The 21891-nt window shown below is 64.9% G+C and carries 22 protein-coding genes and 1 pseudogene; 7 read left to right on the forward strand and 16 right to left on the reverse strand.

The genetic code is table 11. The annotated features are described in order from the left end of the window. The first annotated feature begins 4 nt into the window (after window positions 1–4). On the forward strand, window positions 5–178 hold the full coding sequence (locus LGR64_RS16480) for a hypothetical protein (RefSeq protein ID WP_012204476.1): 174 nt from the start codon (window positions 5–7) through the stop codon (window positions 176–178). Between the two features lie 24 nt (window positions 179–202). Here the strand turns inward: LGR64_RS16480 and LGR64_RS16485 are convergent, their stop codons facing one another. From LGR64_RS16485 to LGR64_RS16550, 14 genes and pseudogenes are all read right to left on the reverse strand, one after another. Beyond that, on the reverse strand, window positions 203–1198 hold the full coding sequence (locus LGR64_RS16485; protein WP_012204475.1) for a rhodanese-like domain-containing protein: 996 nt from the start codon (window positions 1196–1198) through the stop codon (window positions 203–205). Between the two features lie 109 nt (window positions 1199–1307). Next, complete coding sequence (locus tag LGR64_RS16490; RefSeq protein ID WP_230356117.1) at window positions 1308–2216, reverse strand: alpha/beta fold hydrolase; 909 nt, start codon at window positions 2214–2216, stop codon at window positions 1308–1310. A 65-nt stretch (window positions 2217–2281) separates the two neighbouring features. After that, on the reverse strand, window positions 2282–4474 hold the full coding sequence (locus LGR64_RS16495; protein WP_230356206.1) for a D-(-)-3-hydroxybutyrate oligomer hydrolase: 2193 nt from the start codon (window positions 4472–4474) through the stop codon (window positions 2282–2284). A gap of 77 nt (window positions 4475–4551) precedes the next feature. Further along, window positions 4552–5619 (reverse strand): branched-chain amino acid ABC transporter permease, encoded by a 1068-nt coding sequence (locus LGR64_RS16500; RefSeq protein WP_141834026.1) that lies wholly within the window; start codon window positions 5617–5619, stop codon window positions 4552–4554. 13 nt (window positions 5620–5632) lie between these two features. Then, entirely contained in the window at window positions 5633–6616 is a 984-nt protein-coding gene (locus tag LGR64_RS16505; RefSeq protein WP_141834029.1) for a branched-chain amino acid ABC transporter permease, read from the reverse strand. Further along, complete coding sequence (locus LGR64_RS16510; RefSeq protein WP_016454051.1) at window positions 6613–7362, reverse strand: branched-chain amino acid ABC transporter ATP-binding protein; 750 nt, start codon at window positions 7360–7362, stop codon at window positions 6613–6615. Before LGR64_RS16510 ends, LGR64_RS16505 begins: the two co-directional genes overlap by 4 nt. Further along, window positions 7359–8141, reverse strand: coding sequence for an ABC transporter ATP-binding protein (locus tag LGR64_RS16515; protein ID WP_099734193.1), 783 nt, complete (start codon window positions 8139–8141; stop codon window positions 7359–7361). The genes LGR64_RS16510 and LGR64_RS16515 overlap by 4 nt, the downstream gene beginning before the upstream one ends. Window positions 8142–8144: 3 nt before the next feature. After that, complete coding sequence (locus tag LGR64_RS16520) at window positions 8145–9338, reverse strand: substrate-binding domain-containing protein (RefSeq protein WP_141834032.1); 1194 nt, start codon at window positions 9336–9338, stop codon at window positions 8145–8147. A 267-nt stretch (window positions 9339–9605) separates the two neighbouring features. Further along, complete coding sequence (locus LGR64_RS16525) at window positions 9606–10631, reverse strand: methionine synthase (RefSeq protein ID WP_141834035.1); 1026 nt, start codon at window positions 10629–10631, stop codon at window positions 9606–9608. A 136-nt stretch (window positions 10632–10767) separates the two neighbouring features. Next, entirely contained in the window at window positions 10768–11751 is a 984-nt protein-coding gene (locus LGR64_RS16530) for a DUF1852 domain-containing protein (RefSeq protein ID WP_141834038.1), read from the reverse strand. A gap of 45 nt (window positions 11752–11796) precedes the next feature. Next, entirely contained in the window at window positions 11797–12378 is a 582-nt protein-coding gene (msuE, locus tag LGR64_RS16535; RefSeq protein ID WP_230356119.1) for an FMN reductase, read from the reverse strand. Window positions 12379–12591: 213 nt separating this feature from the next. Further along, a pseudogene (locus tag LGR64_RS16540) lies at window positions 12592–12783 on the reverse strand (ABC transporter permease); the annotation flags it as partial. Between the two features lie 35 nt (window positions 12784–12818). Continuing rightward, window positions 12819–13304, reverse strand: a complete 486-nt coding sequence (locus LGR64_RS16545; protein ID WP_224986483.1) for a hypothetical protein — start codon at window positions 13302–13304, stop codon at window positions 12819–12821. A 484-nt stretch (window positions 13305–13788) separates the two neighbouring features. Continuing rightward, window positions 13789–14691, reverse strand: coding sequence for a LysR family transcriptional regulator (locus LGR64_RS16550; RefSeq protein WP_141834044.1), 903 nt, complete (start codon window positions 14689–14691; stop codon window positions 13789–13791). A 111-nt stretch (window positions 14692–14802) separates the two neighbouring features. Between LGR64_RS16550 and LGR64_RS16555 the strand changes: the two genes are divergently transcribed. From LGR64_RS16555 to LGR64_RS16565, 3 genes are all read left to right on the forward strand, one after another. Then, on the forward strand, window positions 14803–15777 hold the full coding sequence (locus LGR64_RS16555; RefSeq protein WP_034391632.1) for a Bug family tripartite tricarboxylate transporter substrate binding protein: 975 nt from the start codon (window positions 14803–14805) through the stop codon (window positions 15775–15777). A gap of 54 nt (window positions 15778–15831) precedes the next feature. After that, on the forward strand, window positions 15832–16677 hold the full coding sequence (locus tag LGR64_RS16560; protein ID WP_096915762.1) for a substrate-binding domain-containing protein: 846 nt from the start codon (window positions 15832–15834) through the stop codon (window positions 16675–16677). A gap of 118 nt (window positions 16678–16795) precedes the next feature. Then, on the forward strand, window positions 16796–17899 hold the full coding sequence (locus LGR64_RS16565) for a porin (RefSeq protein WP_230356121.1): 1104 nt from the start codon (window positions 16796–16798) through the stop codon (window positions 17897–17899). 32 nt (window positions 17900–17931) lie between these two features. On the opposite strand, the gene LGR64_RS16570 is transcribed toward LGR64_RS16565, so the two are convergent. Further along, window positions 17932–18210, reverse strand: a complete 279-nt coding sequence (locus LGR64_RS16570; protein WP_141834049.1) for a hypothetical protein — start codon at window positions 18208–18210, stop codon at window positions 17932–17934. A 336-nt stretch (window positions 18211–18546) separates the two neighbouring features. After that, complete coding sequence (locus LGR64_RS16575) at window positions 18547–18933, reverse strand: MerR family transcriptional regulator (RefSeq protein ID WP_034391618.1); 387 nt, start codon at window positions 18931–18933, stop codon at window positions 18547–18549. Window positions 18934–19001: 68 nt separating this feature from the next. On the opposite strand from LGR64_RS16575, the gene LGR64_RS16580 reads away from it, so the two are divergent. From LGR64_RS16580 to LGR64_RS16590, 3 genes are all read left to right on the forward strand, one after another. Continuing rightward, window positions 19002–19985 (forward strand): aldo/keto reductase, encoded by a 984-nt coding sequence (locus tag LGR64_RS16580; RefSeq protein WP_034391617.1) that lies wholly within the window; start codon window positions 19002–19004, stop codon window positions 19983–19985. Between the two features lie 81 nt (window positions 19986–20066). Further along, the gene (locus LGR64_RS16585) at window positions 20067–20654 is read left to right on the forward strand and encodes a TetR/AcrR family transcriptional regulator (protein WP_034391616.1); all 588 of its coding nucleotides are present in this window, start codon (window positions 20067–20069) and stop codon (window positions 20652–20654) included. An 83-nt stretch (window positions 20655–20737) separates the two neighbouring features. After that, window positions 20738–21796 (forward strand): NAD-dependent epimerase/dehydratase family protein, encoded by a 1059-nt coding sequence (locus LGR64_RS16590; protein ID WP_051940594.1) that lies wholly within the window; start codon window positions 20738–20740, stop codon window positions 21794–21796. The last annotated feature ends 95 nt before the right edge of the window (window positions 21797–21891 follow it).

Raw genomic sequence — 21891 nt, forward strand, 5'->3', positions numbered from 1 at the left:
CGCCATGACACAGCAAAACACCCTGCGCGCGGTCTTCTGGGCCGTGCTCGTCCTCTTCCTGGCCTGGGACCACCTGCACTCGCCCCCCGTGGACCTGCGCTTCGAGGCGCCGCTGATTGCGGCCGGCTCGGGCAAGGCCACGCAAGGCGGGCACTGCTCGATGCCGGCGGGCAAGTAGGTCAAGGCAAGGTCAAGGCCAAGGTCAGGGCACGCTGGGCGCCGGCCCCTCGTCCGCGCTGGCCGTCACGGGCAGCGGCGCGGTTTCCACGTCGAAGCCAGCCGCCTGCCAGGCCTTGAGGCCGCCCACCAGCGGGCGCACATTGGCAAAGCCGGCGCGCTGCAGCTGGCGCGCCAGGCGGGCGGCGGATATCTCGTTGGGGCAGTCGCAGTAGATCACCAGCCCGTGGGGATGGTCGTGCTGGGGCAGCAGGTGCGCATGCGACTCGCCGCCATCGCGCGGGCGCAGTTCCCAGGACTGGGCGCCGGGGATATGGCCCTGGCGGTACTGCGGCAGGGCGCGCACATCGATCACCGTGGGCTCCATGCCCTGGGCATGCAGGCCCGCCAGTTCGCGCACCGACATGCGCGGCATGCGCAATGAACGCACCATGCGATGGCGCTGCCACCACTTGCGCACGATGAACAGCCCCAGCGCCACGCCCAGCAGCAACAGGCCCCACTGGCCCAGCGCCGTGAGCACGCCCAGCAGGTCTTCCACCGTGGAGCTGAACAGCGAGCCCAGGTACACGGCCGAGCCCACCCAGATCAGCGCGCCCAGCCCGTCATACAGCACGAAGCTGCGCAGCGGCGTGCCCATCACGCCGGCCAGCGCGCTGGCGATGGAGGCAAACCCCGGCACGAACTTGGCCACCAGCAGCGACCTTGCACCCCAGCGGCCGTAGACGGTCTCGGTCTGGCGGATGCAGGCATCGGGCGACAGCGAGATGCGGCAGATGCGCCCCAGCACCCGGTGGCCGTAGGCCTTGCCGGCCTGGTACCAGAACAGGTCGGCAATCAGCGCCGCGCTCACGGCCACGGCCACCAGCCACAGCAGGCGCACCCAGTCAGCGCCTTCCAGCGCCCCGGTCACGACAAGCACCGGGTAGGCCGGAATCGGCGCACCCAGCTGCTCGACGAACACATTGAGAAAGACGATGCCGAAGCCGTACTCGCGGATCAGCTCCACCAGAAAACCCATGTCAGGCCTCTCTTGCCCAGACGGTGCCCGCACCCGAAAAGAAGGCGAGGCTGCACCCGTCGCAAATGCTAGCGCGGCAGCAACATCCGCGCCCGGCCCGGGTTGATGCTCAGCCGCGCTGCAGATGCTCCAGCACCCATTGCCAGTGCGCGGGCACGTTCAGCGCCGGCGCATGGCCGCAGCCGGGCACCTCCTGCCAGTGCAGCAGGCCGCGCGCACCGGGGCCGCGCGTGGTCATTTCCCGAGCCACCTCGGGCAGCACCAGGTCCGAGTCCACGCCCCGCAGCAGCAGCACGGGGATCTGCAGGGCGTCGTAGTGCGGCCAGATGCCGTAGTCGTCGTCATGGGCCGTGAACTGCTCGATCATGGCCGGGTCGTAGTGCGGCGTGACGCGCCCATCGGGCAGGCGGCGCACGCTGGTTTCGGTGAGCTTGCGCCACTCGGCATCGCTGAGCCAGCCATAGGGCCGGTAGGCCTGGCGAAAGAAGGCCTCCAGCTCGCCCACGGTGTCGAAGGCCGGGGGCTGGCCCGCATAGGCCTTGATGCGCGCCAGCGCCGACTCGGCCAGCTGCGGCGCATTGTCATTGAGCACCAGCGTCGCAATGCGTGCGCGCAGCGACGGCTCGAACAGGCCCGAGGCGCAGACCGTGCCAATCGCCCCGCCCATGGACGTGCCCACCCAATGCGCGCGCTCCAGCCCCAGCGCATCGAACAGCCCGCGCGCAATGCGGGCGTAGAAGCCCAGCCGGTATTCCTCGCGCGGCGCGCGGCTCCACTGGCTCAGGCCCCGGCCCGGCGTGTCGGGGCAGATCACGCGCCAGCCCTGGCCTGCCAGGAACTGCGCCAGTGCATCCATGTCGCGCCCCGTACGTGCCAGCCCGTGCCAGGCGACGACGGTGCCCGCTGGCGCCACATCGGGCGCGGGCTGCCAGTCCATGTAGTGGATCTCGTAGCCCGCGCATTGCGTGTAGCAGGAAGCGGGTACGGGCGCGGATGAGGAAGATGCTTTGGAAGCCATGGGAGAAATCTCTGCTGTGCAGGAGCGGCCGGCCGCCTTGGCCGCCGGCCGCTCCAGGGCCTGGCTCACTCAGGGATGCGGATCAGCCCGTCACTGACCTCGATGGTGTTGGCCGTGCTGGGCCGCGCCACGAAGGGCGGCAACTGGGCCGCCGTGATGGCGGGTGCCGCGCCCGGCTGGCCGCCGCGCGGCGTGGTGCGCACCACCTGGCTGGCGGGCAGCGCGGTGCTGCTGCGCAGGTTGGCCCACACGGCATCCATGGCCTGGTTGAAGTACGGATGCAGCGGCACGAAGCGCGTGTCGAAGCCGGAGAACGGCAGGAAGGCATCGAAGTGCTGGGCATTCACCACCTCGATATAGCGCAGCCGCGTGTTGCTGCCGTCCAGCCCCCGGTTGAGCACCGTGTAGGCGCGCGCATTGTGGTTGACCGGCACCAGCGCATCGCTGCGGCCCGCCACGATGATGGTGGGCTTGCCGCGCAGCTTGGCGGTGTGCAGCACCTCGTTGATGCCGGCGCGCACGGCATCGCTCTGGGCACGCGTGGGCACGCTGCTTTCGGAGAGATTGAAGCCGGTCACCGGGTCGAAGCCCGTCACCAGCGCGTGCTGGCACAGCGCGTTGTCCAGGCCGAGGTCGGCCACGCGCGTGGAGGGCGACACGGCAAACTGCCAGGCCTTGGCCCCGCCCACCGAGTCGTTGTAGACCACCGTGGCGGGCGTGCCGTTGGCCGTGCCATTGGCCGTGGCAAAGCTCTGGGCCAGCGCAGCCCCCGTGGCGGGCACCACGTCGCCCGTGGCATTGGCGGCCGCAAAGCTGGTGCGGCACAGGTTGGCATCCACGCCAAAGCGGCCATAGGCCATGGTGTACATGGCCGACAGGATGGGGCCGTTGCCCAGCGCGTAGTGGGCGTTGTGCATGCGGTCGTGGTCACGCGTCCAGCCGTACAGGCGCAGCTTGCTCAGCGCATTGGCGGCGCGGTCGGCCGTGGTGGCGCCGATGACCAGGCCCTTGGCGGCCAGGCTGGTGCAGCGTGCCTCGGCCCGCGCCGTCATGGCGGTGAGGCCTATGTAGTTGAAGATGGATGTCTCGGTCAGCGCCGCATCGGGGGCCAGCGCCGCGCAGGGCTGGTAGATGTTGCCGTAGGTGGTGTACTCGGCCAGCGTGCGGCCCGGGTTGGGCATGGTCGCATTGCCCACGGCAATGGTGTAGCCCTGGCGCGTGGGCATCTCGGTCACGGGTTCGGAGGCCACCACGCCGTCGATCAGGCCGTCCGCATCCAGCTCGGCCGCACGCAGCACGGCCGCGCCGCCGTTGGAGGCCGAGCCCGCCAGCACCAGCGTGTTGTCCTTGCCGAAGGGCACGGGGTCCTGCGTGGTGCCATAGCGGGCATTGAGCACGTACAGCGCATAGCGGGCCGCGGCCAGCGTGTCGTTGCCCCAGTCCTTTTCAGGATTCTGCTGGGAGTGCGCGTGCTTGATGGCAATGCGGTTGGGAAACGCCGCGTTGTAGGCGGCGCGCGCCGCATCGGTCAGCCGTGCGGCAAAGAAGGACAGGCTGCCGGCATCCGTGCGCGTGGCGCGCGTGCCGTCCAGCTTGTTGACGGTGTCGTCGCTCAGGTTGTGCAGGCCCACGCCCTTGCCCGCATCGGTCAGCGCCACGGCGCAGCCCTTCTTCAGGCCCCACTCGCCCGCCGTGCCGATGGCGCCATACACGCCGCGCGAGCCAGAGGACGGGCCCAGCACGATGCAGGGCCGGTTGCGGTCAAAGCTGTCCGGCACCTGCACCGCCACCATGGTCTGCTTGCGGCCCGTGCCGTCGTCCAGCACGGCCAGGTACTCGCGCCCGGGGATCAGCCCTTCGCCCGTGGTCACCTGCCCGTCTGCCGTGATGTTGGGGCCGTACAGCGTGCCGTAGCCGCCGCCCGCCGAGGGGTCCAGGATGCCCCGGTAGTTGGAGTACAGCGCATTGCGCCGCAGCTCCGCCGCCGTGGGATTGGCAGGGTCCGCGTACAGGGGCGCGGCCGCGGCGCCCAGGCCCGTCTTGCCCAGGCCGCCCGTCAGCAAGTCCTGCGTGGCCGCCGTGGCGCCCGTGCCGGTGGCCGTGGCCGGATACACCGTGGCACCCAGCTCGGTAAAGCCCTTGGGCAGGTCGTTGCTGGGATCTCGCTCGCCGCTGCCGCAGGCCGCCAGCGCGGCCGCCGCAACGGCGGTGGCCGTCCAGCGCCAGGGCTGCGCCCGCCTTGTGTCTCGCCCATCCATCAATGCCACACCTTCACGCTTGAACATGCTCATCTCCTTTTGATATTTCTCTGATGCACGAATGCGCCACAGGCTGGTCAAGCCTTGGCAGCGGGGGAACGCAAACGGCCCACGACCCCGGTGGGAAAGTAATACACGGACAGTACAAACAGCAAGCCCAACCACAGCAGCCAGCGGTCGGGCGACAGCAGCGCGGCCAGCCAGGGAAGCGCCTGGGCCGACTCGCTGGCCACGCGCAGCAGGTCCTGCAGATAGCTCTGGGCAATGAGGAACAGCACCGAGCCGATCGCCGCGCCATAGATGGTGCCCATGCCGCCGATCACCACGATCAGCAGGCAGTCCATCATGATCTCGAACGACAGCGAGGTATCGGGCCCGTTATAGCGCAGCCACAGCGCCAGCATGGCCCCGGCCACACAGGCGAACAGGGCCGACAGCACGCTGGACAGGGTGCGGTACACCACCACGCGGTAGCCGATGGCCTCGGCACGGAACTCGTTCTCGCGGATGGCCTGCAGCACGCGGCCGAACGGGGAATTGACGATACGCAGCAGCGCCAGCACCAGCGCCACAGCCAGCACGAACAGCAGGTAGTAGGTGATGATGCGCCCGTCGATCAGCACGCCCAGCACATCGTTCTCGAAGGGCTCGAAGCTGGGCGACAGCCACTCGGGCAGCTTGAAGCTCAGCCCGTCCTCCCCGCCCGTCCATTCCGACAGTTGGGAGGCCAGCGTCTGGAACGCCGCCGCCACGGCCAGCGTGATCATGGCAAAGAAGATGGCCCGCACGCGCAGCGAGAACAGGCCGATGGCCAGCGACAGCAGCAGCGACACCAGCAGCGCCGCGCCCAGGCCCAGCGCCAGCGCGCCCCAGCCCGCGCCCATGCGCGACGATGCAATCGCCACGCCATAGGCACCAATGCCGAAGAACATGGTGTGTGCAAAGCTCACGATGCCGGTGTAGCCCAGCAGCAGATCGAAGCTGGCCACCAGCACCACGAAGATCAGCACCTTGGCTGCCACGTTCAGCGCCTTCACGCCCGGAAACACGAAGGGGGCCGCCGCCAGGCCCAGGAAAATCAACAGCAGCAGCACCGCCAGCACGCGGCTGCGCGGCATGTCGCCGGAAAGCAATCGGTTGAGCATGTCGATCACTCCTTCAGCGGTTCGCGACGGGATAGACGCCCTGCGGGCGCCACAGCAGGATGGCCACCATCAACGCAATGTTGGAAAACAGCGCCACCTTGGGCACAAGGAACCCCGTGTAGTTGGCCATCAGCCCCACCAGCAGCGCGCCGATCAGCGCCCCGCCCGTGCTGCCCAGCCCGCCGATGATGATCACGATGAAGATCAGCACATTCACCTGCGCGCCCATCTGCGGCACCACGCTCTGCTGGTACATGCCCCACATCACCCCGCCCAGCCCGGCCAGGGCCGAGCCCGCCACGAACACGCCCACGAACAGGCGGCGCACGCGGTAGCCCAGGGCCTCCACCATCTCGCGGTCCTGCACGCCCGCGCGGATCAGCAGGCCGATCTTGGTGCGCGACAGCGTCCAGGCCAGCAGCGCAAACACCGCCAGCCCCACCAGCACGGCCACCACGCGGTACTTTTCCACGGCGGCATCGCCCAGCAGCCAGGCGCCCTTCATGCCCTGGGGCAGCGGCAGCGGAATCTGCTGCGGGCCCCAGATGAGCTTGATCAGTTCCTCGCCGATGATCATGCCGCCCATGGTGATCAGGATCTGCTTGAGATGCTGGCCGTACACGGGCCGCACGATGAAGCGCTCGAACGCCAGCCCGATGGCGCCCGCCACCAGCATGGCCACCACCATGGCCGGCAGCACGGCCAGCAGGTTGCGCCACAGCTGGTCCGACCCCGTCCAGTCGCCCATGGCGCCCAGCACGCTGGTGGCCACGAAGGCGCCCAGCGCGATGAATACGCCGTGGCCGAAGTTCAGCACATCCATCAGCCCGAACACCAGCGTCAGCCCCGAGGCGATGATGAACACGATCATCCCCATGGCCAGCCCCGCCACCGTCAGCGTCAGCCAGGTCGAGCCCGAGCCCACCAGCGGCAGCGCCACCAGGGCCAGCACGGGCACCAGCAGCAGCGGCTTGAAATCCACATCCAGCTTGTTCATAGCGAAAGCCCCAGCAGCGACTGCTGCAACGCCGCGTCTGCCGAGAACTCGGCCATGCCGCCCGCGTGCACCACGCGGCCGTTGTCCATCACCGCCACGCGGTCGCCCAGGCGGCGCGCAAAACCCAGGTTCTGCTCCACCAGCACAATCGTCGTGCCGCCCGCCTTCAGCTGCGCGAAGGCCGCGATCATGTTCTCGATGATGGCCGGTGCCAGGCCCTTGCTGGGCTCGTCCACGATCAGCAGATCACGCGGCTCCACGATGGCGCGCGCCACCGCCACCATCTGCTTTTGCCCGCCCGACAGCTTGCCGGCCGGGTGGTTCCAGAACTTCTCCACGGCCGGGAACATGCCGAAGATCCACTGCAGCCGCTGCGCGTCCATGCGGTCGGCGCGCGAGGCGCCGCGCGCGGCCAGCAGCAGGTTTTCCTGCACCGTCAGGTCCGCGAAGATGCCCATGTTCTCGGGCACATAGGCAATGTTCAGCCGCGCAATCGCGGGCGTGGGCAGGGCCGTGATGTCGGCCCCGCCAAAGGCGATGCGCCCCTGGCTGGCCCGCCACAGGCCCATGATGGTGCGCAGCGTGGTCGTCTTGCCCGCGCCGTTGCGCCCCAGCAGCATGGTCAGCTGCCCGCGCGGCACGGCCAGGTCCACGCCATGCAGGATGTGATAGGCCCCGATATGCGTGTGCACGCCCGACAGTTCGAGCAGGTTGGGGTTTGGGTTGAGGTTGGCGGCAGCGCTCATGCGGCCTCCTTCACGGCGCCCTGCTCCGGCATCACACCCAGGTAGGCCTGCTGCACCACAGGCGAGGCAATCACCTCGGCCGGTGGCCCATCGGCCACCAGCGTGCCATTGGTCAGCACGATGATGCGGTCGGCCAGCTCGCGCACCACATCCATCTTGTGCTCCACCAGCAGGATGATCTTGCTGCGGTCCTGCTTGAGCTTGCGTATCAGGTCCAGGATCACCGGCGCCTCGTCATGGCTCATGCCCGCCGTGGGCTCGTCGAACATATAGACCTGGGGTTCCAGCGCCATCAGCAAGGCCACCTCCAGCTTGCGCTGGTCGCCATGCGGCAGCGCGGCCACGGCCTCGTCGCGCCGGGCGGACAGGGCCACCTGGTCGAGGATGTGCAGCGCCCGCTGCGTCAATGCCCGGTGGTCGCTCCAGATGCTCCACAGGTTCAGGCCGCGCCGGTGCGGGCCCTCGTCGCGCGCCTGCACGGCCAGGCGCACGTTCTCCAGCACGCTCAGGTGAGGGAACAGATTGGTGAGCTGGAACGCCCGCCCCAGCCCGGCGCGGGTGCGCGCCGAAGGGGCCAGCCCCGTCAGCTCGCGCCCGCCCAGCAGCACGCGCCCGGCCGTGGCCTTGAGCTGCCCCGAGATCAGGTTGAAATACGTGGTCTTGCCCGCCCCGTTGGGGCCCACGATGGCCGTCAGCGTGCCCGGCTCGAAAGAGCAGCTCACGCCGTTGACTGCCACATGACCCCCGAAGCGGATGGTCAGATCCTCTGTGCGCAACATTGCTCAGCGGCCGTTGCGGATGGGGATCTGCATCTCCTCGGGCTTGATCTCGCGCACCAGCTCGGGCACGCCCCAGGCCAGCGCCGGGTCCACGCGGATCTTGAAGTGGTACATGCTCTGCAGGGCCTGGTGGTCTTCCTTGCGGAAGGTCATCGTGCCCTTGGGCGTGTCGAAGCTCATGCCCTCCATGGCCTTGATCAGACCGTTGGTCTTGGTGTCTCCACCTGTCTTCTTGAGCGCCGTCACGATGGCCATGGCCGCAGAGAAACCGCCCGCCGTGAAGAAATCCGGCGGCGTCTTGTACTGCTTGTAGTGCATGGACACCAGCGCCTCGTTCACCGGGTTCTTGGGAATGCCGTAGTAGTAGTACGTGGCACCCTCCATGCCAGGCAGATTCTTGTAGGCCGCCATGGCGGGCAGGATGTTGCCGCCCGTGGCGATCTCGATGCCGTAGCGCTTGAGATCCATGTCCGCGATCTTGAACGGATTGCCCGCCCCGGCCCACACGATCCAGATGATCTTCCTGCCCGGCTGGTCCTTGAGCTTGTCGATCAGCCGCTGCGCCCCTGCCGTGAAATCCGTGGTGGCTGCAGGCAGGTACTCCTCATGCGCCAGCTTGCCCTTCTTGATGGCGTCCTTGAAGGCCTTCACCCCGTCGCGGCCGAAGGCGTTGTCCTGGGCCAGCGTGGCAATCGTCACGCCCGCCTTGTCGATGGCCACTGCATTGCTGATGGCGTCCTGGCTGGAATTGCGGCCCGTGCGGAAGATGTACTTGTTCCACTTGTCGCCCGTGATCGAATCGGCCACGGCCGGCTCCACCAGCAAAATCTTCTTGTACTCCTCGGCCACCGGCAGCATGGCCAGCGCCACGCCGGACGACGTGGGCCCCACGGCCAGATCGGCCTTGTCATCGGAATACGCCGTGGCCAGCAGGCTCTTGCCCAGGTCGGGCTTGCCCTGGTCGTCCTTCTCGATCACCACCAGCTTTTTGCCATTCACCGCCATGCTGCCGCCCGTGGCGTACTCCAGCCCCATCAGCAGCCCGGCCTGGGTCTGCTTGCCATAGGCCTCCAGCGCGCCGGTCTTGCTGTAGACGTGGGCAATGCGGATCTCGCCCTGCTGGGCCATGGCGGCAGGAGCCGCAGCGGCCATGGCGGAGAGTGCGAGGGCGGAATGCAGGAAGGGGCGGCGTTGCATGGTTTGTCTCCTTGGGTTGGCGGCTGGGCTGGCGCCCGCTGCTTTTGTGGGGAGGGACCATGCATGCTTTGTGCCAGGCAGGCCCAGGCGGGCCAAGCAGGCGCAATGGCGGGCGCGGGCAGAGCACGGGCAGCGATTGCCCAACCATTGAACAGATTCAGTGTCTTGACTTCAGACAGTTGCCTGAATCCGATACAGGGCAAACCATGAACCCCTGGCACCCCTTGCACCTCAGGGTTCTGCCCATGCGCTTGGCCACGCAGGGCATCAGGCCTTGGCGAGCCGCTCCTTTGCCAGCTTCGTGCCTTCTGCCAGCGCCTTCAGCTTGCGCCACGCCACGTCCCGGCCCATGGGCGCCAGGCCGCAGTTCGTGCAGGGGAACAGCCGCTCCTTCGGCACGAACTCCAGCGCCCGGCCGATGGTGTCGGCCACCTCTTCGGGGGTCTCGACCACGTCGCTGGCCACGTCGATCACGCCGACCATCACGTCCTTTCCGGCCAGCAGCCTCATCAGGTCGGGCGGCACATGGGAGTGGATGCATTCCAGGCTCACCTGGTCGATGCGGCTCCTGGCCAGCGCGGGAAACACCGTCTCGTACTGGCGCCATTCCTCGCCCAGCGTTCTCTTCCAATCCGTATTGGCCTTGATCCCGTAGCCGTAGCAGATATGCACGGCCGTCGTGCAGGTCAGGCCCTGCGCTGCGCGCTCCAGCGCCTGCACGCCCCAGTCGGCGGCATCCTTCATGTAGACATTGAAGGCAGGCTCGTCGAACTGGATGATGTCCACGCCGTCGGCCTGCAGCGCCAGGGCCTCCTGGTTGAGCAGCTCGGCAAAGGCGAAGGCCATCTTGACCTTGTCTCCATAGAAGCGGTCCGCCACGGTATCGACGATGGTCATCGGGCCGGGCAGCGTGAACTTCAGCTTCTTCCTGGTGTGCGCACGCGCCAGTTGCGCCTCGAAGGCATGCACGCGGCCCTTCAGGCGCAGGGCGGCAACCACCTGCGGCACCATCGCGTCGTAGCGGTTGTCGCGGATGCCCATCTTCACCTTGTTGTCGAAGTCGATGCCCTCCACCTGCTCCAGAAAGCCATGCACGAAATGCTGGCGCGACTGCTCGCCGTCGCACACGATGTCCAGGCCTGCATCTTCCTGGGCCTTGATCCACAGCAGGGTTGCATCGGCCTTGGCCTGGCGAAGCGCATCGCCCTCGGCCTGCCACTGGGGCCAGAGCTTGTTGGTTTCGGCCAGCCAGGCTGGCTTGGGCAGGCTGCCGGCGATAGAGGTTTCAAACATCGGAGAATTCCTTCAAGGCAAAGAGGGGTGGTGCCAGCGTGCTTCAGGACCGTTGTCCCAAGCCGCTGCGCAATGAATGAAAAATGGTCTGTCTGTCTGTCTGTCTGTCTGTCTGTCTGTCTGTCTGTCTGGCCGGTCAGAGCGCGCAATCGGCAGCCCATTGCTCAAGAACATTCCTGTACGGCTTGATGAAATGCTCCTGCGCAAACCTGCCCTGCTTGACGGCCAGCTGGCTGCGCTCTTCACGGTCATAGACAATCTGCGTCAACGAGTAATCATGGTTCTTCAGGGTCGGCTGATAGATTTTTCCTGCCGCGCAATTGGCGTTGTAGATCTCGGGGCGGTAAATCTTCTGGAAGGTCTCCATGGTGCTGATGGTGCCGATCAACTCAAGATTCGTGTAGTCGGCCAGCAGGTCGCCCTGAAAATAGAAGGCCAGGGGTGCAACGCTATTGGGCGGCATGAAAAATCGAACCTGCATCCCCATCTTCCCGAAATACCGGTCCGTAGATGACAACTCATTTTGCTGATACTCGGCACCCAGTACGGGATGCTGGTTTCCGGTGCGCTGATAGGTCTTGCTGGTAGAGGCGCTGATGCAGATGACGGGGGGCTTGTTGAAGTGCTCCCTGTACGTGCTCGAACGGGCGAATTGCTTGAACAGCTTGCCATGCAGGTCGCCAAAATCGTCCGGCGTGCTGAACTCCTGGCGGTTGATGTTGTACTCCGGCAGCAGAACGCTGAAGTCATAGTCACGCACGTAGGAAGAAAAATTATTCCCTGCGATACCGGCTATGCGCTTGTTCGATTTTCTGTCGAGAATGCTGGTCTTCAATATCTCGATCAACGGAAATACGCCACTTCCCATCTCCGCACCCATGCCCATCTCCACGGAGATGATGTCCAGCTCGACTGAATAGCGGTCTCCCGTCGGATTGTCCCAATGCGCCAGGTTATTGAAGCGGTTGTCAATCATCCTCAGCGTGTGGCGCAGGTTCTGTTGCCGGCTCGTTCCCCGGGCCAGATTGGCAAAGTTGGTGGTAATGCGCGTGCTGTCCGATGGGTGATAGTTCTCATCGAAACGGATGCTCTTGAGGCTGAAGTGCAGTTCTGCGTTCATGGTGATCCAATGACCTGATTTAGAAATAAAAAAACGTGGGGTGATTCAGGCCGCAGCCATTTCCTCGGCCAGGCAGGGCCTGGCGCGGTGCACCAGCTCGACCAGCGGCAATGCCCGTTGCACCGCCAGTGCGGCCCGCTGTATCAGGTCCTCGTCGTGCAGGCGGTAGTCCACGAAATCCTTGTCGGTCGCGTAGACGCCCAGCGGCAGGGTGCGCGCCTGGAAGAAGCTGAACAGCGGCCGCAGCTGGTGGTCGATCACCAGGGCATGGCGCTCGCTGCCACCGGTGGCCGCCAGCAGCACGGGCTTGTCGATCAAGGCGTCCTGGTGGACGAAGTCGAAGAAGTGCTTGAACAACCCGGTGTAGGCGCCACGAAAGACCGGTGTGGCCACCACCAGCACATCCGCCTGCTCCACCGCCGCAAGCTCACGCTCCACCCTCTCGGGCAACTGCGAGCGCCACACCGCGCCGGCAAGCTGCGGCGCGAGCTGGCCCAGTTCCACCAGGCGTTGTTCGCACGGAACTTCGTCGGCGATCAGATCCGCCAGATGCTCTGCCAGGGCGGCAGATTTGGAGGGGCGTTGCAGTCCACCGGAAACGGCGACCAGACGGAGCGGACGTGACATGGCTGCGCTCACGCGAGATGGCCAAGTTCAGCGCGGGAGCCGGCTCGGGCATCCATGCGATCCGAGGGTGTGGTGTTGACCATGACTGCTTCCCAAATGCAAACGAACAATGGGAGCGAATGGTATGGATGCGAATCGATGAAGTAAAATGGTTTTAATTCACAGATGCATGAGCCACACTCATGCTCAAGCTTGATCCCGCCCCTCTTACCCATCGGCCTTGTCATCGGAATACGCCGTGGCCAGCAGGCTCTTGCCCAAGTCGAGCTTGCTCTGGTCGTCCTTCTCGGTCACCACCAGCTTCCGACCACTCACTGCCATGCTGCCGCCCGTGGCGTACTCCAGCCCCATCAGCAACCCGGCCTGGGTCTGCTTGCCATAGGCCTCCAGCGCACCCGTCTTGCTGGGGCCAGTACTGAATGCTTGCTCAGAGCCTCTTCTTATCTGCCAACCGCGGCCTGCTCCCTGACCCACTCCCTACTTTTTCCACGCACGCACCATTCTGGTTTTTTGACCCAATCAGTGAAATACATATTGGGGTGATCTTCCAAGATATTGCAACGCACATAACCCATTTTTGGCATAGCGTAGTATTGCAGCGGAGTAAGCACGAAAATACAAACAGCAATCAAGGAGGCTCCAAATATATTGCTCATGCAAAAAATGCGGTCAATAATTTTCGCCACCGAAGCACCGCATGGAATGGCTTTAAGCACTGAACCAATAGCCACAATGATTGAAATGATGATGATGTAAATTGACAGAGGTGCTCCGGGAGTTATTCTTACCATCGCCGATCTCTCCGAAATTTCCTCTATTGCAGAAATCAAGCCAACATCTAAAACCCACAACCCCATCAACAAGAGACCGATGCAAAACGGTATTACCCAAATGATCATCCCACGAATTCTTTTTAAATCATGCATTTTTTATCATTCATTTGATTTTATAAGAAACCATGTTCAAATTTAAGTCAGGCGCTCCGAGCGGCTTGCATTCATCGGATTTCAAAAAATACAGCCCGACATCAGTTCCTCCAGGAATACTCTTCAGGGAATCGATAACTCTTTCCTTTATTTTGAATTTCCCGTCCATCATATTCAAGGCAATTCCAGAAACAAATACAACCACAGCGGTAGACCGGCGTACGCCTCGCCTGTGGATTTTTCAGGTTATGTGGGCGTTTGCAGGGGCCGCACGCGATGCCGTTGCGCCCACAGTCAAATCTCATGCGCCAAAGTGCAAAAAATTGCCACGGCCAGCACCATAGGCGCAGCAAATCCCGGCATACAGGCGCTTGCCGCCCTTGATTCAGCCAAATGAAGCCAGGAACGAGCCGGCATTGCAGGCCCGATATGCCGCATATGCCGCATATGCCGCATATGCCGCATATGCAAAGCGTGCTGCAGCTCAGCCTTGAAGGATGTGTGCCTGCACCAGGCACTCCCGCAACGCCTGCGCCACAGGCCCCAGCACGCGGTCACGCCTTTGCAGCAGGCCCAGCGTGCGCCACACATCGGGCGCGGTCAGGGGTACGCCGCAGACTTGGGCGTGGTCCTGGCGCAGGGCCAGCTGGGGCACGGCGGCCAGGCCCAGGCCGGCTTCCACCAGGGCCAGGGCGCCTGTGACGTGGTTGCACTCGTGCCAGGCCACGGGCTGCTCGGGCAGGCCGGCCATCACCTGGTCCAGCAGCAGGCGGTTGCCGCTCTTGTGGGAGACGGACACCAGGCGCTTGCCCGCCAGCTCGGCCCACTCCACCTGGCTGCGCCCGGCCCAGGCGTGGCTGCGCGGCATGGCCAGCACATAGCGTTCGCGCGTGAGCGCCTCAAAGCGCAGCGCTGGCTCCTGGCTGCCCGTGAAGCTCAGGCCAAAGTCAGCATCCCCGCGCAGCACGGCCTCCACCACCTGCTGCGCGCTCTCGTCGATGACATGCACCTGCACATCGGGCTGCTCCACGGCAAAGGTCTTCAGCACTGGCGGCAGCAAATTGGTGGCTACCGAAGGCACGCAGGCAACCGTCACGCGGCCACGGCGCAGCTTCAGCTGGTCATCCACGCGCTGCACGGCCTCGTCCAGGCCGGCCAGGGCCCTGCGCGCCTCCTGCAGGAATTCATGGCCCACCTCGGTCAGTTCCACACGCCGCGTGGTGCGCTCCAGCAGCCGCGCGCCCAGCACGGACTCCAGCCGCTCCACCCGCCGGCTCAAGGCAGGCGGCGACAGGAAAAGCGCTTCTGCGGCCAGGCGAAAGCTGGCTTTCTCGGCCGTGGTCACGAAGGCGATCAGTTCCCCCATGTCGAATTTGATGCGCTGCACGCAACAGTCCTTCCAAAAGTTGCAATTCACAGAATAACACCCGCTGCATAGGATGGCGCCCTTGATAACGCTGCCCCCTGCGGGCAGGCAAGACCAACAAACGGAGACGACATGCACCAACGCAGACTGATCGCAGGCGGCGCCCTGGCCGCCCTTCTTTCCCTGGCCGTGGGCACCGCCCAGGCCCAGGACTTCCCCCCCAAGAAACCCGTGGTCATGGTGGTCGGCTTCGCCGCAGGCGGCTCGGCCGACATTGCGGCGCGCATCATCGCCAAGAAGCTGGGCGAGAACATCGGCCAGAGCGTGGTCGTGGAAAACAAGCCCGGCGCAGGCGGCAACCTGGCCCACACGCAGGTGGCCAATGGCCCGTCCGACGGCTCGGTGCTGCTCTTCGGCTCCATCGGCCCGCTGGCCATCGCGCCGCACTTCATGAAGATCGGCTACGACCCGCTCAAAGACCTGGCCCCCATCACCATGGGCGTGAACTTTCCCAACGTGCTCGTCGTGCCTGCCGCCACCGGCATCAAGACCCTGGGCGAGTACGTGGCCAAGGCCAAGCGCGAACCCGGCAAGCTGGACTTCGCCTCCACCGGCCCCGGCTCCGCATCGCACCTGGCCGGTGAACTGCTCAACGATGTCGCCAAGATCGACACCCTGCACGTGCCCTACAAGGGCGGCGCGCCCGCCCTGCAGGACGTGCTGGGCAACCGCGTGACCTCCTTCTACGCAGCCCCGCCCACAGCCCTGCCCCACATCGAATCGGGCAAGCTGATCCCGCTGGCCACCACGGGCCTCACGCGCCCGGCCTACCTGCCCAACGTGCCCACCGTGGCCGAGAGCTTCCCCGGCTTCAACGCCACCAACTGGTACGCCTTCGTGGCATCCGCCAAGACGCCCAAGCCCTTGCTGGACCGCTGGAACACCGAGCTGGTCAAGGTGCTGAACACCCCCGAAGTGCGCGACAACCTGCTCAAGCACGGCCAGACCGCCGCCCCGGGCACCCGCGAGGAACTGGGCCAGTTCATCGCCGCCGAGCACGCCAAGTGGGGCCGCATCATCCGCGAGCGAAAAATCACCGCTGATTGATCCCCTCTGCAGCCGTTAGCCGTTCCCCAACCATAAAAAACCAGGAGACAAACCATGACCGCCATCCCTTCCACCCCCCTGCCATCCTCCGTGCCATCCACCCTGCGCCGCCGCACCCTGGGCGCGCTGCTGGGCGGCGCACTCAGCCTGGGCCTGGCCCTGGGCGCTGCCACGCCCTCCACAGCCGCCGCAGATGAAATCCGCGTGGTCACCTCGGGCGGCTTCTCTGCCGCCTACGACCAGCTGATACCCCTGTACGAGCAGGCCACGGGCCACAAGGTCGTCACCTCGCGCGGCGCCTCCATGGGCAACGCGCAGGACTCCATTCCCAGCCGTCTGGCACGCGGCGAGCAGTTCGATATCGTCATCCTTGCGGATGGAGCCTTGGACAATCTGGCCGCCCAAGGCAAGGTAGAGGCGGGCAGCCGCGTGGACCTGGCGCGCTCCATGATCGGCATGAGCGTGCGCAAGGGCACGCCCAAGCCCGACATCAGCACCGTGGACGCGCTCAAGCAGACCCTGCTGGATGCCAAGACCATTGCCTACTCGGCCAGCGCCAGCGGCACCTATCTGGCCAACGAACTGTTCCCGCGCCTGGGCGTGGCCGAGCAGATGAAGGGCAAGGCCACCCGCATCCTCAGCGAGCGCGTGGGCGCCGTGGTGCTGCGTGGCGATGCGGACATCGGCTTCCAGCAGGTCAGCGAACTGCTGCCGTTCAAGGAGCTGGAATTCGTCGGCCCCCTGCCTGATGAAGTGCAGCAGCGCGTCTTCTTCTCCGCAGGCGTGGCCACCGGCGCCAAGAGCCCTGAGACGGCGCGCCACCTGATCCGCTTCCTGGCAGCCCCCGCAGCCGCGCCCATCGTGCGCAGCACGGGCATGGAGCCGGCGGCCAAGCCCTGACGGCAGGCCCCCGGGCCCTCAAGCCCTCAAGGCACTCAAGGCCCTCGACACAGAGAGGGCCTTCACCCCTCCCCGGTTCGACCTCCATTCAGCGGCGCTGCAACGGCACTGCTGCGGCATGCCGCTGCCCAGCCCCATCACCATCGCCACACCCATGAACACCAAAACCCTGGCGCTGATCACCCTCGCCGCCGCACCGCTGTCGGCCCTTGCGCAATCCAGCATCACGCTCTACGGCATTGCCGATACCGGCGTGCGCTACACCAGCGGCCTCACCGCCGCCAACGCGGCCAGCAACACCTCGGGCGCCGCGCTGTCCAGCGGCGTCAACACCACCAGCCGCTTCGGGTTTCGCGGGCGCGAAGACCTGGGCGGCGGCATGTACGCCCTGTTCAACCTGGAAACCGGCCTGAACCTGGACACCGGCACCACCGCCAACTCCAGCAAATTCTTCGACCGCGCAGCCATCGTGGGCCTGGGCGGCAGCTGGGGCCAGGTCACGGCCGGCCGCCAGACCAACCTGCTGGCAGATGCCATCAGCCCCGTGGACCCCGTGGGCATGCGCTTCGCCGCCTTCAACCCCAACATCGCCACAGCGGCCCTGAGCAGCCACGGCCTGGGCGTGGAATACGGCAGCGCGGGCGCCACCACCGGCTCGTACCGGCTGGACAACTCGGTCAAGTACACGGGCCGCTTCGGCGGCCTTACCGCCCGTGCCATGTACAGCTTTGGCGAGACGGCGCAAGGCGGCTCCGCCCGCTCATCGGCCGGCGCGGGCTTGGCCTATGGCACGAAAAACTGGACGGTCTCCGGCGCCTACCAGCGCTTCAAGACCGCAGACCAATGGGAGCTGAAAGCCGCCACCCTGGGCGCAACCTACAAGTGGGACAACCTGCGCCTGGCGCTGAACACCGCGCGCAGCGACGGCCAGACCAACGCCACCACCAGCCGCACCGTGCAGCGCGTGCACTCGCTGGGCGCCACCTGGTCCGCCCACAGCACGCTGGACCTGACCGCCGCCCTGTACCGCGTGGAACGCGAACGCAGCGGCCGCGCCGCAGACGGCTACACCCGTGCCCTGCTGTTTGCGGAATACAAGCTCTCACGCCGCAGCAAGCTGTATGCGGAACTGGACCGCACGCACTGGAGTGGAGGGTTTCAGGGCGGGCAGAACAAGGATGTGGCTACGGGGGTGACTGCGGGGTTGATGCATAGCTTCTGAGGGGCGCTGCGAGCGCTCGCCCCATTGCCAACTCAGCCGCCCAGCTTTTTGAACGGAGTGTCGGAAGTGATCCAGCCCTTGCCTTGGGGGCAGATCACTTCCTTGTAACGCAGCTCTTTTTCAAAGCTCCACTGCTGGCCAAGTGCGCAAACGTCCCCTGAGTTGAGGACAAATGCCACTGTCTGTGGATCGCCTTTTTTCAGCAGAACATCGACGCTTTGCGTCGCTTCCCACCGCCCACTCGGTGACTGGCTGCATCCCAGAGTTGCCAGCAACGCCGTGATCGCTGCCCCTCGCAGTAGGTTTTTCATCAACTGCCTTTCTGGTAGTTGTTGCGCGAAGACTTCCGAGCGACGGCTTCAGGCTGGTTGCCGACGTTCAGCGGAAACAATCAGACGACGGTTCTCGACCCAAAGCGGACATTGGTAAGTGCCCAAAAGTGGGCTCAGCTCGTTATGAGCGCATTTGCCAGACTGGTGCCTTCTGCCTGCGGAGCCACAGTCTTGCTTTCAGTTGGCATTTAGCCGGATGGACACGGAGAGGGTCTTGAACAGCGGATGCCCCTGTCGTGCTTCCCAAGCAGCAGCTTCGCCGCTGAACTCGCGTTGATGCCGAAATAGATGGTGCTGGCCCCAAACCAAGGAGGCTCAGCACGGGAAATGGGGCGCATCGCCAGGCTTGCCGGCTTCGACCCATGCCAGCTTCTCGGTCAAGAAGGTGAGAGCTGCATCGAGTGCTGCGCGCTGCGATTGCAACTTGTCTATCTGGTGCCGCAGGACCTGCCCCGTGCGTGCGGCGGACTTTGCACCCTGCCGGTACTCGCGGTTGAGCGCCGAGATCTCGCTCAACGTATAGCCCAGCGATTTCTGCAGCTGAATCATCCGCACCGCGGTCACGTCATCGGCAGAGAACACTTGGTACGGGTTGCTGCCACCCAGCACGCCGCGACGCGGCTTCAGCAGGCCCTTCCCCACATAGAAGCGGACCGTCTCGGGCGACAACCCCACCTCCTTCGCAAACTCCGACAACAGCATGCCGTCTCCTTGACCACGTAGTTAACTACGTGCTTATAACAATGATTTTTCCACCTGGATCCAACGCCATGCAATCTCCTCCCACAAAACTCCCTTGCGTTCATCTCGGCATAGACGGCCCACTCGTGGGCATCCAGGGTCTAGGCTGCATGGGTATGAGCGAATTTTATGGCGCCACTGACACCGAAGAGGCACGAGCAACACTGGAACGGGCGCTCGCCTTGGGTGTGACGCTGTTCGATACCGCAGACATGTACGGTCTGGGCGCCAACGAATCGTTCCTCGCGCCGTTTGTGAAGGCCAACCGGCAGCGCGTGGTGATCGCCACCAAGTTCGGCTACACGCGTACGGTCGAGAGGCCCGATGACTGGAGCCTCAGCAATCGCCCAGACTACATCCGGCATGCGGTCGATCAATCGCTGCGGCGTCTTGGTATTGACACCATCGACCTCTACTACATGCACCGCCGCACACCTGACGTGCCCATGGAAGATTCGGTGGGCGCGATGGCGGATCTGGTGAAGGCCGGTAAGGTTCGGGCGCTCGGCTTGTGCGAGGTCAGTGCTGAAGAGTTGCGTGCAGCGCATGCCGTCCACCCCATCGCCGCGATGCAGTCTGAATGGTCGGTGTTCAGCCGCCAGATCGAGCAAGAGATCGCACCGCTGGCGGCATCGCTGGGTGTCGCGATCGTGCCATTCGCCCCATTGGGGCGGGGTATCCTGACCGGCGCTACGTTCGGCAAGCAGTTGGCAGCAGACGATTTCCGCCGACACTTCCCGCGCTTCCAGTCAGACAACCAGGCGTCGAATTCGAGGCTGGTGGCGAGGTTGGAAGCGCTTGCCAAAGCCCGTGGCATCTCGACGGCGCAATTGGCGCTCGCCTGGCTGCAGACTCGCGCCAGGCAGTTCGACGTGACAGTCGTGCCTATTCCCGGCACGCGCCGTAGAGCGCGCCTCACCGAGAACGTGGCGGCTGCCTCCGTAGCATTGGATGAGCAGGAGATGTCGGCCATCGAGCCGCTGGCGGCGGCAGTTCAGGGCGTTTCGCTCTGAGCATGGCGGCCTGCCGCACATTTTGACGCTGCACCCCAAAATCAATTAATATCCGTCCAGTCGGAAATAAATTGATTGCTTATGGGACGCACGCGTGTAATAGATCAGGACAAGCTGCTGGACGCGGCAGAAGTCGTTGTGGCTCGGGACGGGCCTGCGAAGCTGACGCTGGAGTCCGTCGCCACCGAAGCTGGCGTTAGCAAGGCGAGCGTGCTGTACGACCACCGGTCCAAGCAGGCTCTGATCCAGGCGCTCGTTCAGCGGGCACTGGTCCGGGACAACGCCTTCAACTCCGAAGCGGCGGAGCGTCTCGGCGAGATCGATTCCCGGACTGTCCGCGGGCGGATTGCCGCGGCCGCCGCTCCGCTGCCAACAGCACAACGTGCCGTTGCCCTGAGCCTCAGCGCCGCGCTGGTGCAGGACGCAAGTCTGCGCGAGTCGATGCAGGCGAATCAGGCTGCCGTCATCGACGCAGTACAGAGTGACGCGGCGCAACCAAGGGGCGCGCTGCTTGCCTACTTGGCGCTGGAAGGGCTCAAGCTGTTGGAGAGCTTGGACTTCCACACATTCCCGAAGGCGGAGCGAGATCGCTTGCTGCGCGAGATCGAAGGGCTGGTCGACCGGCCTGTCGCACTTGATTCATTCGTGAGACCTCAGCGGCCCCGCTGAGGCGCTCTACCCCATATCAATTCCCATCCCGCCCGGGCCGACAAGACGGCCCGCGGACTAACCACGTCAGTACGTATCGAGTCATGAACGCTGTTGTCTCTAAATTGCCTGAATCGCATCCCGCACGATTGCCAGCCCGCCTGTTCCTGACGGGGGGAAGCGGCTATGTCGGTCGCAACCTGATCCGCCACTTCGTCTCGCAAGGTGTCGAAGTCATCGCGCTGGCGCGCAGCCCCGCTGCACAGGACACGATTCGCGCGTCAGGGGCGAATCCGTTCGAGGGAGATCTGCTGTCGGAGAATCTAGCCACCGGCATGGCGGGCTGCGATGCCCTGATTCACGCCGCAGCGGATACGGACCACGGTCTCTCCACGGACGCACAGTTTCAGACGAACGTCATAGGTACGCGCCACGTGTTCGCAGCTGCTGCGCGAGCAGGCGTGCGGCGGGCTGTGCACCTGAGCACGGAGTCAGTGCTCCTAGACGGAAGCCCACTGGTGGACGCCGAAGAAAGCCGATCCATCCCCACCAGACCGGTCGGCGGCTACTCCGCCACGAAAGCTCTGGCGGAACGCGAGGCGATTGCCGCTGCGCGGCACGGACTAGACGTCGTCATCGTCCGCCCGCGCTTCATCTGGGGACGCGACGACACGACCGCGCTTCCGCAACTGCTGCAGGCTGTGGATGCTGGGAAGTTCGCCTGGATCGATGGTGGCCGCTATCGCACGTCAACGACGCACATCGGTAATCTGGTGCACGGTATCGAGCGCGCGCTGATCGCTGGCGAGACGGGCGCCTGCTACTTCATCACAGATGACGACATCGTGGAGTTTCGTGCGTTCATCAGCGCATTGCTACAAAGCCAAGGACGCTCTGTCCCGACCAAGGAGGTTCCGGGCTGGGTGGTACGGGCCGTGGCCAGCGTCTGCGAACGTCTGTCGTCACTGACCGGCGGACGGTGGCGCCCGCCGGTCACCCGGCAGGCACTGGCGCCCTCGGCCGTTGAGGTGACGTTGAACATCGACAAGGCTCGACGCGAACTGGGCTACCAGCCGCAAATCTCGCGCGCGCAAGGGCTTGAGGAACTAACGCTCGAGGACCGAGGTGAAAAGGGGCACCTGACAAGGAGTAAGCTGACTTAGCCGATTCAATACGGCCGGATTGTTGATTTCCACGCACCCCCAGATTGCTTCGGTACTAACATGAAGCATAAAGGTGCTCTGAGGGCATCTTTTTG

It is taken from the genome of Delftia sp. Lp-1 (assembly GCF_020523835.1).
Classification (GTDB): Bacteria; Pseudomonadota; Gammaproteobacteria; order Burkholderiales; family Burkholderiaceae_C; genus Comamonas; species Comamonas acidovorans.

Bases quoted from the DNA above. Each gene is read 5' to 3' on its own strand.
- msuE (WP_230356119.1), bottom strand. From the start codon at position 12,378: ATGTCACGTCCGCTCCGTCTGGTCGCCGTTTCCGGTGGACTGCAACGC.
- LGR64_RS16575 (WP_034391618.1), bottom strand. From the start codon at position 18,933: ATGCTGTTGTCGGAGTTTGCGAAGGAGGTGGGGTTGTCGCCCGAGACG.
- LGR64_RS16510 (WP_016454051.1), bottom strand. From the start codon at position 7,362: ATGAGCGCTGCCGCCAACCTCAACCCAAACCCCAACCTGCTCGAACTG.
- LGR64_RS16560 (WP_096915762.1), top strand. From the start codon at position 15,832: ATGACCGCCATCCCTTCCACCCCCCTGCCATCCTCCGTGCCATCCACC.
- LGR64_RS16505 (WP_141834029.1), bottom strand. From the start codon at position 6,616: ATGAACAAGCTGGATGTGGATTTCAAGCCGCTGCTGCTGGTGCCCGTG.
- LGR64_RS16525 (WP_141834035.1), bottom strand. From the start codon at position 10,631: ATGTTTGAAACCTCTATCGCCGGCAGCCTGCCCAAGCCAGCCTGGCTG.
- LGR64_RS16515 (WP_099734193.1), bottom strand. From the start codon at position 8,141: ATGTTGCGCACAGAGGATCTGACCATCCGCTTCGGGGGTCATGTGGCA.
- LGR64_RS16530 (WP_141834038.1), bottom strand. From the start codon at position 11,751: ATGAACGCAGAACTGCACTTCAGCCTCAAGAGCATCCGTTTCGATGAG.
- LGR64_RS16590 (WP_051940594.1), top strand. From the start codon at position 20,738: ATGAACGCTGTTGTCTCTAAATTGCCTGAATCGCATCCCGCACGATTG.
- LGR64_RS16490 (WP_230356117.1), bottom strand. From the start codon at position 2,216: ATGGCTTCCAAAGCATCTTCCTCATCCGCGCCCGTACCCGCTTCCTGC.
- LGR64_RS16555 (WP_034391632.1), top strand. From the start codon at position 14,803: ATGCACCAACGCAGACTGATCGCAGGCGGCGCCCTGGCCGCCCTTCTT.
- LGR64_RS16495 (WP_230356206.1), bottom strand. From the start codon at position 4,474: ATGGATGGGCGAGACACAAGGCGGGCGCAGCCCTGGCGCTGGACGGCC.
- LGR64_RS16580 (WP_034391617.1), top strand. From the start codon at position 19,002: ATGCAATCTCCTCCCACAAAACTCCCTTGCGTTCATCTCGGCATAGAC.
- LGR64_RS16485 (WP_012204475.1), bottom strand. From the start codon at position 1,198: ATGGGTTTTCTGGTGGAGCTGATCCGCGAGTACGGCTTCGGCATCGTC.
- LGR64_RS16565 (WP_230356121.1), top strand. From the start codon at position 16,796: ATGCCGCTGCCCAGCCCCATCACCATCGCCACACCCATGAACACCAAA.
- LGR64_RS16570 (WP_141834049.1), bottom strand. From the start codon at position 18,210: ATGAAAAACCTACTGCGAGGGGCAGCGATCACGGCGTTGCTGGCAACT.
- LGR64_RS16545 (WP_224986483.1), bottom strand. From the start codon at position 13,304: ATGCATGATTTAAAAAGAATTCGTGGGATGATCATTTGGGTAATACCG.
- LGR64_RS16585 (WP_034391616.1), top strand. From the start codon at position 20,067: ATGGGACGCACGCGTGTAATAGATCAGGACAAGCTGCTGGACGCGGCA.
- LGR64_RS16520 (WP_141834032.1), bottom strand. From the start codon at position 9,338: ATGCAACGCCGCCCCTTCCTGCATTCCGCCCTCGCACTCTCCGCCATG.
- LGR64_RS16500 (WP_141834026.1), bottom strand. From the start codon at position 5,619: ATGCTCAACCGATTGCTTTCCGGCGACATGCCGCGCAGCCGCGTGCTG.
- LGR64_RS16480 (WP_012204476.1), top strand. From the start codon at position 5: ATGACACAGCAAAACACCCTGCGCGCGGTCTTCTGGGCCGTGCTCGTC.